We start from the raw sequence: 13,865 nt of genomic DNA, 5'->3' as shown, positions 1-13,865 counted from the left end.
TGGCTGTCGGCTACCAGCGATAGCCGTAGCGCTCGAGCAATTGCGCGGTTTCGCACAGAGGCAAGCCCATCACCCCCGAGTAACTGCCGGCGAGGTGCTCGACGAACATCGCGGCACGACCCTGGATGCCATAGGCGCCTGCCTTGTCCATCGGTTCCCGGCTTGCCACGTAGCGGTCGATCTCGCGCTCGTCGAGCTGGCGGAAGCGGACTTCGCTGATCGACAGCGCCGATTCGATGCGGCCTTCGTAGCCGAGCGCCACCGCCGTCAGGACGCGATGCGTCTGGCCGGAGAGGCGGCGCAGGATGCGCGCCGCATCCGCCGTGTCGAGCGGTTTGCCGATCAATTCGCCGGCCAGATCGATCGTCGTGTCGGCGGCCAACACCGGCTGCGCGGGCAGCTTTCGCCATTGGACGATGCGGCAGCCGTGCTCGGCCTTGGCATGGGCGACGCGTTGCACGTAGCCGACCGGGTTCTCGCCAGGCCGTGGCGTCTCGTCGAGTTCCGCTTCGTGGCGCGCCAGGCCGCGGAAGACGATGGTATCGAACTTGACGCCGATCTGGGCCAGCAACTCGCGCCGTCGCGGGCTGCGCGACGCCAGGTGTACGCGGGGCGGCGGTGGCGGGGTGAGCGTCATTCAGCCCTCGCGATGGTAAGGGTGCTGGCGCACGATGCTGATCGCACGATAGAGCTGTTCGCAGAGAATCAGGCGGGCAATGGCGTGCGGCAAGGTCAGGCTGGACAGGCGGATGGTCTCGTCAGCCTGTTGTTTCAAGCTTTCGTCGACGCCGTCGGCGCCGCCGATCACGAAGGCCGTCGCGCCACCGGTACGCATCCAGGCCGCCAGGCGTTCGGCCAGTTGGCGCGTCGCCAGGTCGACGCCGCGCTCGTCGAGAACGATGATCCGCTGGTAGCCGTTCAGCGCGGCGAGCAGGCGGGCTTTCTCGGCCGCCAGCAGTTGTGCGCGGTTTTTCGCACCGCGCGCTTCCGGCCGGATTTCGACGATCGCCAACGGCAGTTCGCGCGGCATGCGCCGGATGTACTCGGCGCAGCCCTGGATGACCCAGTCCGGCGCCTTGTGGCCGACCGCCAGAATGCCCAGTTTCATCCCTCGCCGAGGTGGCTGGCTTCGGCCGCGGCTCGGTGCAGTCGCTGCGCTGTCTTGCCGCCCCACAACTCTTCGAGTTTGTAGTAGCTGCGGATGGCCGGTTGCATCACATGTACGACGATATCGCCCAGGTCGACCAGAACCCACTCGCCGATTTCCTCGCCTTCGCACGAGAGGACGCCGGCACCAGCTTCGCGCACCTTGTCCTGGACGTTGCGGGCCAGTGACTTGACCTGGCGGTTGGAGTCACCACAGGCAATGACCAGGCGGTCGAAGAGCGGCGTCAGCCGGCTGGTGTCGATCACTTGGATGTCGCGCCCCTTGATGTCTGCGAGCGCGTCGACGACGAGTCTTTCGAGTTGAGCGAGTTTCATTGCGCGGTCAGTTCTCCTGGTAAAGGCGGTGCTGCTGCAGATGGGCGAGCACTTCGTCAGGCAGCAGATAGCGCGCACTACGGCGGCCGGCGAGCAAGGCGCGAATCTGCGTTGCCGAGATCGCCAGTTGGGTGGTGGCAAACGAAGCGATGCGTCCGCACGGCGATTCGGCGAGCGCCGCGGGACGGTCGCAGAAGCGCTGTCGCCAGTCGGCCGCCAGTGCGGCGGGCAATTGGCCGAGATCGATAGGGTGGCCGGGCCGATGGGCAACCGCCAGGTGTGCCAGATCGTACAGCGATGGCCAGCGATGCCAGGCGGGCAGGGCGGCAAACGCGTCGGCGCCGAGCAGCAGGACCAGCGGGCGTCGTGGGCCATAGTGATCGACTTGCCGCAGGCGCTCGAGGGTGGGAACGGTGTAGCTCGTGCGGGCCGCTTCGACTTCGGCCGTATCGAGCACGAAGCGCGGGTTGTCGGCAATCGCCAGACGAACCATGGTCAGCCGCTGCCATGCGGCGACTCGCGGCGTTTCGCGCAGCGCCGGCTGGCCAGCCGGAATCCAGCGGATTCCGGCCAGGTCGAGCGCGTCGACGGCTTCCTCGGCGAGGCGCAGGTGTCCGTAATGGACCGGATCGAAGGTGCCGCCGTAGATTCCCAGCGGCCTGTCGTCCTGCGCTTCAGGCATCGACGTCGGTACTGACGAAGACGTCCCGGTAGCTGACGTAGAAGCTGGCGAACAGCGTCGGCGCGAGAACGAGGATGATCAATACCATGGCCATGACGGCGAACAGACCGCTACCCTCGGGCAGCAGCACCGCCAGTAGTCCCAGGAGCAGACCCGGAATCAGCGCCGCCACGCAGACGATGGCCAGCGCGTAGACCAGGAACGCCCGCCAGTTCCGGGCGCAAGCGAAGAAACTGAAGAACAGCGCCTTGGCCGGCGAAAAGCCGTGCCAGGCGGCGAGCAGCGGCGCGTACCAGTAGGCCATGATGAGCGGACAGAGCAGCGCCAGAGCTATCTGGAGGGCCGACAACAGGCTGCCGTCGGCGACCGACTTTTCGTCGTATTTCTCGCCGATCAGCATCAGGCGCATCAACTCGCCGCCGTCGGCCAACGCGGACAACGCGAGAATCCCGCTGGTCGCTACGAGGTAGATCGCGCCAAGCGTCAGCAAGGAGCGCAGGTTGCTCTGGAAGCCGGAAAAAAGGATCTGCGGCGCCAACGGCTGACCCCGCTCGATGAGGCGGCAGGCGTTCATCAGGCTGACCGAAAAGGCTGGAATGCAGAGCGTGCTGGCGATCGTGCCGAGCCAGGGGATGACGTTCACCAGGGCCATCAACATCCAGTAGCTGACGATCAGGAAAGGCAGCATCAACTGATTGCGACGGAGGATGCCGAATCCGCCGGTCAGCCAGCGCCAGCCGCGTGCGGCGGGAAGAGTCAGGGCTTGCATGGCGTGAGAGTGTTCAGGCGGCGACGAAGATGTCGCGATAAGACGCATAGACGGCGCCGGCCAGCACGGGCCCGAGGACCAGAAAACCGAGGCCGAAAGGTAGCGCGGCAAAAAAAGCGAGCACCATGACGATCAGTCCGAACACCAGAAACACGACCAAGTTCCTGAGGCAGGCGTTGAAGCTCGCCTTCAGCGCGTCGACCGGCGCCAGGTTGTTGAACATCACCAGCGCCGGTGCAAACCAGATCGCCATGGCGATCGGTATCGACAGCGCCAGCCAGAGCGTCGCGGCCACCAGCATGCCGCCGACCGCCAGGCCGGCGCCGGCCGGATTGCCCATCAGCAGGCCACCGGCCACGCTGCCGCCGCCGAACACGACCACCAGCAGGCCGACCACCAGCATGCCCAGCATGTAGAGTACGCCGAGCATCATCAGCGGGCCGGTGTTGCGCTGGAAACCGGCGAACAGGTCGCCGATTTCCAGCGGCTCGGCGTTGGCCACCTTCCGGCAGGCGACCAGCATGCCGGCGCCGAGTACCGGCATCAGCAGATGCGCGGCGAGCTGACCGATCAGGGGGACGATCGCCAGACCGATGAAGAGTACGATGACGATCACCATCATCGCAATCCAGGCACCGGGATTGGAGATGAAGATCGTCCAGCCCTGTTTGAGCCAGTCGAACGAGTCGGCGATGTCGACGCGACGGCTGGCGCCGTTGAAGACGGGAGCGGGAATCGGGAAGTGTTCGTTGTCCATGGCCGTGCCGAGGTGGTGGTAAGGATGTGGATGCTAGCCGCCCTGGCATCGTCAGGCAAGCCGGGCAGGAGCGGGGTCGGCGGCGCGACGGGCGAGCAGGATGGCCCGGTAGGTCGCCGGTTCTCGCGCCACGACCAGTTTGCCGGGTCGTGGCAGATGACGGTCGTACAGTCGCGACAGCCAGAAACGTAAGGCGGCGGCGCGCAACATCGTCGGCCACGCCAGGCGCTCGCGGCGGTCGAGCGGCCGGCGTGCGTCGTAGGCGGCAAGCAAGGCGGCGCTGCGTGCCTCGTCCAATTCGCCATCGGCCGAAGTGCACCAGTCGTTCACCGTGACGGCGAGGTCGAACAGCAGGTCGTCTACCCCCGCGAAGTAGAAATCGAGCAGGCCGCTGACGCGATGGCCGACGAACAGCACGTTGTCGCGGAAGAGGTCGGCGTGGATCACGCCACGTGGCAGGTCCGGCGGTCGGCTGGCCTGCTGATGAGCGAGTTCGTCGCGCAGCAATTGCGCATCGTCTGCCGCGAGCTGCGACTCGATCTGCGCCGCGACGCCCGCGCACCAGGCCGTATCGCGTTGGTGTGGCAAGGGATTCGGGTACGACTGCGCGGCCAGATGGAGGTCGGCCAGGAGGCGGCCGATGGCCGCGCATTGCGCCAGGTCCGGCGCACTTTCCGAGCGTCCGGGCAGCCGCTGGACGATCACCGCCGGTTTGCCACCGAGTTCGGTGAGATACCCGTCGTGGACAGTCGCGACCGGGGCCGGACACGGGATGGCGCGCTCGGCCAGGTGCGCCATCAGCCCGACATAAAACGGAATCGCCAGACGGTCGACGACTTCGAAGATCGTCAGCACGTAGTCGCCCTGGGTCGTGGTGAGGTAAAAGTTCGAGTTCTGCACGCCCTCCGCGATCTCTTCGAGCGACTGCAGCGTCCCCAGCGCATAGCCCGCCAGGCAGGCGCTCGCCTGCTCGGCACTAAGCGAGGTAAAAACCGACACGACGCTTCGGCAGAGCTCGCCGGCCGGGGTTCGCGCGCTCCGTGGCCAGGCTCAGAAGGTACCGATGACCCACTGCGGCACGCTCACGTCATGGCCACCCATGGTTTCCTGGCTGAAGTTGCCGTCTCCTTGACGGTCGATCAGCCAGTAGGGGATGCCGTCCGCCGGGATCACCTTGATGCGGTAAAGCCGGCCGTTGATGCGGTGTTCCTCGACCGTGTCGCTGTCGCGTTTCCTGATCGTCACCTCGGGTTCGAGTGCCGCGTCGAAGGGTGCCATTTCCGGTGGCGGCGGCGGGACAGCCGGCAGGGCCTGCAGATCCTGGTTCTGTGCGACAGCCGCGGCAGCGGTAAAGGCGAGGACGGCGAACAGGGCTGGCGTGCGGCGCATGGGAAAGCTTCCAGGTGGTCGATCGGAGAATGGCATCAAGCAATGCCGATTGTAGTACAGATTGCGCGACAGGCTTTGTTCGCAGGGCAATCGCGTGAATGTCTTGGTCGTCGAGAGCTTGCCGCGCTCCAGGTCTTGCCCCGTTCCGCTTCCTGTTGGCGAGATGCAGCGAGTACAGGAAAGCTTTCATCCAGCACCACTTGACCGCCCTGTCGGCGTTCGCGAGCCAGCGCCTTGCCGGCGAGTCCCGCGGCCTCCCCGCAGCTCCGGAAGCAGCCATCGCCCTGGCTCAGCGTTCGCGCAGGCTCTCGTCGGCGTGCTGCAGCAGCGGACTGAGAAAGTACTCGATGACCCGCCGCCGGCCGGTTTTCACCTCGACGGTGACCGCCATGCCCGGCGACAACTGGACGACCTTGCCCTCGACCGGCATCGTCGTGCGGCCGAGTAGCACGCGTGCCGAGTAGATCAGCCCCCTCTTCTCGTCGTTGATCGCGTCGCCCGAGACATGCGTCACCCGCCCCGGAACCGTCCCGTGGCGGGTAAAAGGGAAGGTCTCGATCTTCACCACCGCCTCCTGCCCGGCATCGACGAAGCCGACGTCCTTGTTCTCGATGAAGGCTTCGACTTCGAGCGGATTGTCGACCGGAACGATCACCATCAGCGCCTGCGCCGGCGTCACGACGCCGCCGACGGTAGGCACCGCCAGTTGCTGCACCGTTCCGTCCACTGGTGCCGTCAGCGTCAGCAGACGGCCGCGCGACTCCGCCTTGATCAGTTCCTGGCCGAAGGTGCTGGCCTTCTGTTCCGCCTCGTTCAGGGTGTCGAGCGCCAGCCGCCGCGTTTCGGCGATCAGCGCCGCACGCTGCCCCCGGACCTCGGCGATCGCCGCCGTCAGTTCCCTGAGCCGGCTGCGCTGCGTCGCCAGATCGCCCTCCTGCTCGATGCGTACCTGCTCCTTCTCCAGGTAGCCGTGCTTCGAGATGAACTCCTTGTCCACCAGATCGCGAAAATCCAGCGCCCGCTGGCGGGCGATGGGCACCGTCTGCTCCAGCTTGCCCACGATCTCCTGCGTCGAGCCCAGTTCCGCCTGGCGGCGCTCGAGGTCGGCGTCGATACGCCGCCGCCTGGCCTGGTACTCGCCGTACTGGCCGTCGAGAATACGCTGCTCCTGCGCCTGGCGCTCGGCCGGAACGTCCGGCAGCCGCTCGAGCACCGGCGGCAGGCCGGCGTCGATCGCCGCCAGCAGCGCACGCGCCCGGGCGCCCTGCGCGAGCGCGCTGATGCGGTCGTTGGCGAAACGCGCGCGGTCGGCTTCGGCACTCGTCGCGTCGAGTTCGAGCAGCACCTCGCCGGTCTTCACCGGCTGCCCGTCGCTCACCCGGATCGCCTTCACGGTCGCCGTCTCGAAAGGCTGGATCGTCTTGCTCCGGTCGCTCGGGACGATGCGGCCGCGCGCCGTGGCGACGATGTCGATCTGCCCGAAAACCGCCCACAGCACGGCGATCGCGGCAAAAGCGACGAGCAGCCACATGGCCGCGCGCGGCGCCGGCGAGACCGGCGTCTCCTGCAGCTCGAGCGCCGCCGGCAGGAACTGCGTCTCGTGCGGCAGGCGCGGCGGGTCGTCGAGACGCTTCCGCTCGCGCCAGGACTGTCCGAAAACGGCGGCGTAACGCCGCCCGAGATCGAGCGCCGCGGCCAGCCGTGGCGTGCGCGGCCGGCTCATCGCGCCGCCCCCTGCTGCAGCCGATGCAGCCGGGCGTAGTGCCCCGCCTCGTGCGCCAGCAGTTCGGCGTGCGTCCCCTGTTCGGCGATCTGCCCGCGGTCGATGACCACGATGCGGTGCGCATCGCGCACGGCGCTCAACCGGTGCGCGATGATGAGCACCGTCCGACCCTGGCAGATGCCCTGCATGTTGTTCTGGATGACGCGCTCCGACTCGTAGTCGAGCGCGCTCGTCGCTTCGTCGAAAATCAGGATGCGCGGGTTGCCGATCAGCGCCCGGGCGATCGCGATGCGCTGCCGCTGGCCGCCGGAGAGCGTCGCGCCATGTTCGCCGACGACCGTATCGTAGCCTTCCGGCAGTTCGAGAATGAAATCGTACGCGCCGGCCAGCCTGGCGGCGGCGATCACCGCCGGCATCGGCAGCCCGGGGTCGGCGAGTGCGATGTTGTCGCGGATCGTGCGGTTGAACAGCATGTTCTCCTGCAGCACGACGCCGATCTGCCGGCGCAGGCTGCCGGTGTCGGCGAGCGCCAGGTCGACGCCGTCGATCAGCACGCGGCCGCGCTCGGGGACGTACAGCCGCTGCACCAGCTTGGCGAGCGTGCTCTTGCCCGAACCCGAACGGCCGACGAGGCCGATCACCTGGCCGGCTTCGATGGTCAGATCGATGCCGCGCAGAATCTCCGGCGAATCCGGGCGGTAGCGGAAGACGACCTGGTCGAACTCGATGCGCCCGGCGAGCGGCGGCAGCGTGCTGCGGTTGGCGCGCGCGATCTCCGGCCGGGCGTTGAGGATGTCGCCCAGGCGCTGCACCGAAATGCCGGTCTGCTGGAAGTCCGTCCACAGTTGCGCCAGGCGCATCACCGGCGTCGCGACGCGGCCGGCCAGCATGTTGAAGGCGATCAACTGGCCGACGGTGAGTTCGCCGTCGATCACCAGGCGCGCGCCGAGCCACATCGTCGCCACGGTGACGAGCTTGCCGATCAGCGAAACGCCTTCGTGCGCCAGCGTGCCGAGCGTCGCGCAGCGGAAGCCGGCGCTGACGTAGGCCGCCTGCTGATTCTCCCAGCGGCGCGTCATCTGCGGTTCGACGGCCATCGCCTTGAGCGTGTCGAGGCCGTTGATCGTCTCCACCAGAAAAGCCTGGTTTTCGGCGCCGCGGTTGAACTTCTCGTTCAGCCGGGCGCGCAGGAGCGGCGTGATGGCCAGCGACAGGACGAGGTAGCACGGCAGCGAGGCGACGACGACGAGCGTCAGCCAGCCGCTGTAGGCCAGCATGACGGCGATGAAGACGACCGAGAAGACGAGGTCGAGGAGCAGCGTGATGGCGTTGCCGGTGAGAAACTGGCGGATGTTCTCGAGTTCGCGCACGCGCGCCACGGTGTCGCCGACCCGGCGCGCCTGGAAGTAGGCGAGCGGCAGGTTGAGCAGGTGACGGAACAGGCGCGCGCCGAGTTCGACGTCGATGCGGCTCGTGGTGTGCGCGAAGACATAGGTCCGCAGTGCGGAGAGGGCGACCTCGAAGACGACGACGACCAGCAGGCCGCCGGCGATGACGTCGAGCGTCGTCAGCCCGCGGTGCACCAGCACCTTGTCCATCACCACCTGGAAGAAGAGCGGCGTGACGAGCGCGAAGAGCTGCAGGACGAAGGAGACGAGCAGCACTTCGCCGAGCAGCTTGCGGTATTTGACGACCGCCGGGATGAACCAGGTGAAGTCGAAGCGCGCCAGTTCGCCGGCCAGCGAGGCGCGCGAGGCGAAGAGGATCAGTTCGCCGCTCCAGCGCGCGGCGAAGTCGGCGTGGCCGAGGATCTGCGGGCGCGCGAGCCCGGGATCCTGGATCAGAACCTGCCCGGCGTCGGCGCGCGCGACGATGAAGAAGCGGCCGTCGACGGCGCGCGCCAGCGCCGGCAGCGGCGTGCGGTCGAGGCGCGAGAGGTCGCTGCGCACGAGCCGCGCGCGCAGGCCGAGGGCTTTGGCGGCGAGGAGGATCTGGGGAGCGGCGAAGGGCTGGCCGGCTTCCTGAAAGTCGTGCGCGAGCTGGTCGGGGTCGGCGGCGACGTGATGGAAGCGGGCCAGCATGACAAGGCCGGCGAGGCCGCTGTCGAGCGGCGGCGCGGCGTGGGCGCCAGCGGCGGAGGGCCCGGCGCCGGCCTCGGGCGCCGCCGCCGGGCGGGGCGCCCCCGGCGCGGCGCCGGGTGGCGGTGCGCCGTCCGGCGCGCCTGGCGTCGCCGGACGGCGGGCGGCATCGCGCGGCGGGCTCGCTTCAGGCATGAGCGATCCTCTCCCCCGCCGGCCGGCGGGGAAGTGCGAGGCGAAGCGGCACGCCTACTGCCAGTTGGCCGCCAGCACCGGCGCCAGGGCGTCCTGGTAGGCCGGCGGCAGGCTCGTCTGTCCGGCCGCCGGCGGGGAGAAGGCGGCCATCGCCTGCACCAGCGCTTCGACCCGGCTGTCGAGCAGGAGCTTGTTGTCGGCCGTCCGGAACTGTTCGACGTGCGACGACGCGCCCGTGTACCAGTTCTGGATGGTCAGCGAGTCGGTCGTGCCGATGACGCTGACCTGCAGGTCGTTGCCGACGTGGCGGAACCAGAGCTGGTCGGTCGCGATGCCGGCGGCGAACAGTGCGAGGTCGGTGTTGCCGGCCGTCGCGTCGCTGTCGACGACGATGTCGGCGCCGCCGCCACGCGCGAAGCGGTAGCTGTCGTTGCCCAGACCGCCGCTCAGGACGTCGTTGCCGGCGCCGCCGTCGAGGACGTTGGCCAGCCCGTTGCCGCTCAGCGTGTCGTCGAAGGCGCTGCCGGAGAGGTTCTCGATGCCGCTCAGGGTGTCGCTGCCGGCACCGCCGGTGACTTGCGCCGTAGAGACCGCCAGACTGACGCTGACGCCGGCCGTGGCGGAGGCGTAGGAAGCCTCGTCGTTGCCGGCGTCGCCGTTGAGCACGTCGTTGCCGTCGCCGCCACTCAGGATGTCGTTGCCGGCGTTGCCGTACAAGCTGTCGTCGCCGGCGCCGCCGTCGAGGGTGTCGTTGCCGCCGTTGCCGTAAACCGTGTCGTTGCCGCCGTCGGCGTAGACCTTGTCGTCCCATTGGCCGAAGTCGGTGAAGCTGGTGGCGCCGTCGCCCAGGTGGACGCCCAGCGTCGCGACCAGTTGCTGCGCTCCGTACGTCTGGCCGTCGGCGAAGCTGAACTGGCTGACCATCTGGTCGCTTTGGTTGCGGACGCGGTAGAAGTAGTCAACCAGGCTGATCGTGTCGCCGCCGCCGAACTGCACTTCGAGGTGGTTCGCGGAACGGAACAGCGTCGCTTCGCCGGCCGTGTAGTCGGCGACCTGTACCCGGTTGTCGGCGCCGCTGTTCCAGCCGCTGTCGGCGAAGCGGTCGATGCCGTTGCCGCGCTGATAGCGCAAGGTGTCGTTGCCGGCGCCGCCGTCGAGGCTGTCGTTGCCGGCGCCGCCGCTCAGGATGTCGTTGCCGTCGTTGCCGAGCAGGCTGTCGTCGCCAGCGCCGCCGTCGAGGGTGTCGTTGCCGTCCGACCCGAACGCCGTGTCGTTGCCGCCACCCACGAGCAGAATGTCGTCGCCGGCTTGACCGTTGATGTAGTCGAGGCCGCTGACCCCGACATAGATGTCGTCGCCCGCCCCCGGCGTCGCGGTGAAGTGCGAGCCCATCGCCGTCCGGATCGCCTCCCAGTCGCCATCCGCTTCGGCCTGCGCCATCCAGTTGGCGAGAATCTGTTCGCCGCTCCAGCCCATGGCGCGCAGACCCTGGCCGGCGTACTTGATCAGTTCGAGCCGGTCGATGAAGGCGTTCGGCTTGTCGGCCAGGTATTCGGCGTCGAGCTGGCTTTCGAGCGCCGTGAAGTCGGCGTGGATACCGGTTTCGTCGATGCTCAGGGTGACGGCGTCGAGGTAGGATTCGAGTCGTGTCTGCACGACGAGTCCGTCGTAGATGGATTGCTTGAGAGCGTCGTAGCTTTGTTCGAGCAAGGAGGCTTGCTGGTCGGCGAGCTGAAGATAGAGGTGCGTTCCGACCAGACCCGTGGTGGGATCGGTTTCGGTCCGGGTGTTGACGAATTGTCCGTTGCCGCGCATGACACCCAAGTCCTGGACGTCGACGAAGTGGGTGCCGTTGAAGGTTTCGAGAACCTCGATCAGGTGTTCGAGTCGGGCAACCCGGGCGATTTTTGCCTGCAGCGCTGCCGCTTCGGTGGGGGACAGGAGTTCGCCCGACCCGAAGTGGTCTTCCATGCCGGGCAGCCGGTAGTGCAGGGTATAGCCCTTCTCCTGCGCGGCGGCGAGAGACGAGGTGAAGTCGCTGCTCTCGGCCCATTGGTCGATCAGGGCGTCGAGGTTGCCGAGCAGTTGGGCGCGCGTCAGACGGCCGGCGCTGACCAGACTCTGCAGGGTGGCGGCGAGTTCGGGCGACAGGCTGGCGGCTTCGCGCAGGTCGCGCACGGCGCCGCTGCCTTGCATGTCGGGCAGGGTGGCGACGGCGCTGGTGTCGAGGGTGTCGGTGAATTCCCGATGGAAGGTGTCGTCGGCCAGGTTGACGTCGGCGAGGTTGCCGGCGACGGCGCCGGTGGTGCCGACGCTGCCGTCGCTGCGCGTGTAGGTGCCGAGGTCGGCGATCTGGTTGCCGTTGGCGAGCGTCTGGCTGTTGGCGGTCTTGACGACGTCGATCGAGGCGATGCCGAGCGCGTTGAGCGTGAACAACTCGCCGCTCTGGCTGATGCCGTCCTGGTTGAGGTCGCGCCAGACGCGCAGGCCGGCGAACTGGGCGTCGAGGCGGCTGACCTTGCCGTCGGCGTTGCTGTCGAGGTCGGCAAGGGCGGCGAAACCGTCGGCGGCGCTTTTGCCGTCGCTCTTGATCGTCGAGTCGCCGAAGAGTTCGCGGCCGGAGTCGATGACGCCGTTGCCGTTGCGGTCGAGGACGAGGAAGCCGTCGTCGGAACTGACCCAGCCGGTGCCGGTCTTGACGCCGTCGCCGTCGTGGTCGAAGAGGATCGGGTTGGTGGCGGAGGCACCGACGGTTTCGAGACCGTCACCGTCGAGGTCGAGGGTCAAGGGGTCGCGGCGCGGGGTGAAGCGGGAGGAGGCGGTGAAGGTGGAGTTAGTGGCGGGATCAACACGTGCTTTCCCTCGTTCTATGATCTGATTTCGATACTCTGAATACTGTCGCTGTAGATCGTCGCTTGCTGCACCACCCCATGCCCAAGAACCATAAGCGGGTGCTGGAGGCGTTGTATACCACTTTCCATCTTGCTCGTTATACCAATACCCACCGATATTGTTTGGTGGACATGAAAAGTCAACAGTACAATCCCCCAGTCCCGGCGACCAAATAAATAGTCTTACATAAAAAGTATTTGGTGAAAAAAATAATTTGACCAACTTCCCTACGGCTTCCATTGTTTTGTCTCCTATCCAAACAAAACCATTGCCCCTATGAAATAAAGCGCAATAAATAAACCAATAGTCAATGCCAAACGTCCGACCTTGTTCACTGGAAACGGCTTCCTTATTCCCCACTCATACAAGAAAACCATGCCGCAGAAGGCGAAAAACAAGATAAGCTCACCCAGGAAATACTCCTTCATACCCGCATTAGCCAAGGCACAAAAGGTGCAGCGCATCTCGTTGCGACAAATTTAAGAAAAACCGTCGACGTATCAGATGGCGTGCTGTAGTACGCCATTATTTGCCCGGCAAGGTTTGCCGTGGAATTAATGCTCATTGTCTTACCTCCGTTATTTTTCGTTCCAGAATCGCGGTCCCCAAAAAGCCGACCAACCCAATGATCAAACCGACGAATACCGATTCGCGCCCCATCTTTGTTCTGGAATCAGTAGAAGAAAAACGTACACCGCGGTGAGGCCCAGGTCGCAGATGAGTATCCGGCGTCGTCTCTTGGCGTCAAAGCGTGGTTTCTTCACGCTGCCTGAATTAACGGTCTCACGATCTGTGGCCGCACGCCTGGGGTCGGTTTCCGTCATGGCAATTCGTCCTTCCCATCGTTACCCGTCAGCCACCCCGATGAGCTGTGATGGGCAACTATCCGTAGCGGCGCGTCTCCCATCCCACCCACCGCAACCGGCGAACCCGGCGAACCCGGCACCGGGCGCCGATCCGCCTGCCACCAGCCCGACCACCCCAAGGCTCGACGCATTGGCCCCTTCCTACTGCCCATTCGCCGCCACCAGCACCGGTGCAAAGGCGTCCTGCCAGGCGCTCATCGGGCCGCTCTGCGCGGCGGGCGGCGGGGCGAAGGCGGCCATCGCCTGCAGCAGCACGTCGATCCGGCAGTCGACCGGGGGGAAATTGCCACCGAGGTCGCCGCCGATGGCGGCGACGACGCGGGCTTCGCCGCTCGTGCGCCGGACGACCTCTTCTTCCCGAACCGGCGACGCCAAGCCGTCGGAAGCCAGAATCTGGCCGGACAGCGCGCCGACACGGTCGACCCGGCCGTCGCCGTCGCGGTCGAGAACGAGGAAGGCGTCGTCGCTTTCGAGCCAGCCGTCGACGGTCTTGAGTCCCTGGCCGGCCGGGTCGGCGGACGGGTCGGCGGGGTCGGTGCCGCTCGCCACGCGGACTTCCTTGTCGACGGCGAGCGGCTCGCGAGGAGCGGCGGCGAGCGAAGCGGCGGCAAGCGAGGCAAATCGCTGCCAGAACGCGCGCTGTTCGCTTTCCAGCGCACTCGCTGCGCCGGGACGTTCGTTGAGCGGGCCGTCGGTTCCGGACTGGCGACTCGCCGATCGGGCCGATGCCCGGAGTTCCTGCCAGGGGTTGTTCATGAGTGTGACCGCCTTCCTGCGGGTGGGTGGCTGGCGCCGGTGGCGGGAGAAGTCGCCGGGCGAGGCGCACGGGGTGGCCAGGGGCGGCGGGCGGGCGCGGTTCGGGCAATGGGTTTGCTTGCGCGGGCGCGGTGCGAGAGCGTGGTCCGCGTCGCCATGACCGGGTGTGGGGAGGGGTTTTGAGGCGACTGGCGCTCGTCGCGGCGCCGACGGCGGGTGCCGGGCATCGCCGGTCGGCGAGTCGGGCCGCTCATCGCGCCTGCCCCGGCCCGGATC

The 13,865-nt window shown here is 67.0% G+C and carries 12 protein-coding genes; all 12 read right to left on the bottom strand.

Going from position 1 to position 13,865, the window contains the following annotated elements:
* Positions 1–10 precede the first annotated feature (10 nt).
* Positions 11–637 carry a Maf family protein gene (locus Q1M07_RS14375; protein ID WP_300454604.1) on the bottom strand — a complete coding sequence of 209 codons (627 nt, stop codon included), beginning with the start codon at positions 635–637 and terminating at the stop codon, positions 11–13.
* Positions 638–1,108, bottom strand: coding sequence for a 23S rRNA (pseudouridine(1915)-N(3))-methyltransferase RlmH (gene rlmH, locus Q1M07_RS14370; RefSeq protein WP_300454603.1), 471 nt, complete (start codon positions 1,106–1,108; stop codon positions 638–640). It abuts the gene before it with no gap.
* Positions 1,105–1,482 (bottom strand): ribosome silencing factor, encoded by a 378-nt coding sequence (gene rsfS / locus Q1M07_RS14365; protein WP_300454602.1) that lies wholly within the window; start codon positions 1,480–1,482, stop codon positions 1,105–1,107. The genes rlmH and rsfS overlap by 4 nt, the downstream gene beginning before the upstream one ends.
* 7 nt (positions 1,483–1,489) lie before the next feature.
* Positions 1,490–2,164, bottom strand: coding sequence for a nicotinate-nucleotide adenylyltransferase (gene nadD / locus Q1M07_RS14360; RefSeq protein ID WP_300454601.1), 675 nt, complete (start codon positions 2,162–2,164; stop codon positions 1,490–1,492).
* Positions 2,157–2,933, bottom strand: a complete 777-nt coding sequence (locus Q1M07_RS14355; RefSeq protein WP_300454600.1) for a BPSS1780 family membrane protein — start codon at positions 2,931–2,933, stop codon at positions 2,157–2,159. Before Q1M07_RS14355 ends, nadD begins: the two co-directional genes overlap by 8 nt.
* A 13-nt stretch (positions 2,934–2,946) precedes the next feature.
* Positions 2,947–3,690 carry a BPSS1780 family membrane protein gene (locus Q1M07_RS14350; protein WP_300454599.1) on the bottom strand — a complete coding sequence of 248 codons (744 nt, stop codon included), beginning with the start codon at positions 3,688–3,690 and terminating at the stop codon, positions 2,947–2,949.
* 51 nt (positions 3,691–3,741) lie between these two features.
* Positions 3,742–4,689, bottom strand: a complete 948-nt coding sequence (locus tag Q1M07_RS14345) for a homoserine kinase (RefSeq protein WP_300454598.1) — start codon at positions 4,687–4,689, stop codon at positions 3,742–3,744.
* A gap of 51 nt (positions 4,690–4,740) precedes the next feature.
* Positions 4,741–5,079: a DUF2782 domain-containing protein gene (locus Q1M07_RS14340; protein WP_300454597.1), complete on the bottom strand. Its 339-nt coding sequence runs from the start codon at positions 5,077–5,079 to the stop codon at positions 4,741–4,743.
* Positions 5,080–5,368: 289 nt separating this feature from the next.
* Complete coding sequence (locus tag Q1M07_RS14335) at positions 5,369–6,802, bottom strand: HlyD family type I secretion periplasmic adaptor subunit (protein WP_300454596.1); 1,434 nt, start codon at positions 6,800–6,802, stop codon at positions 5,369–5,371.
* Positions 6,799–9,075 (bottom strand): type I secretion system permease/ATPase, encoded by a 2,277-nt coding sequence (locus Q1M07_RS14330; protein WP_300454595.1) that lies wholly within the window; start codon positions 9,073–9,075, stop codon positions 6,799–6,801. The genes Q1M07_RS14335 and Q1M07_RS14330 overlap by 4 nt, the downstream gene beginning before the upstream one ends.
* 54 nt (positions 9,076–9,129) lie before the next feature.
* Positions 9,130–11,862, bottom strand: coding sequence for a calcium-binding protein (locus Q1M07_RS14325; RefSeq protein WP_300454594.1), 2,733 nt, complete (start codon positions 11,860–11,862; stop codon positions 9,130–9,132).
* Between the two features lie 1,112 nt (positions 11,863–12,974).
* Positions 12,975–13,589 (bottom strand): hypothetical protein, encoded by a 615-nt coding sequence (locus Q1M07_RS14320; protein ID WP_300454593.1) that lies wholly within the window; start codon positions 13,587–13,589, stop codon positions 12,975–12,977.
* Positions 13,590–13,865 lie beyond the last annotated feature (276 nt).

The sequence above is a fragment of the Accumulibacter sp. genome, from assembly GCF_029255285.1.
Taxonomy (GTDB): domain Bacteria; phylum Pseudomonadota; class Gammaproteobacteria; order Burkholderiales; family Rhodocyclaceae; genus Accumulibacter.
This window is presented reverse-complemented; position numbering and strand designations above follow the sequence as displayed.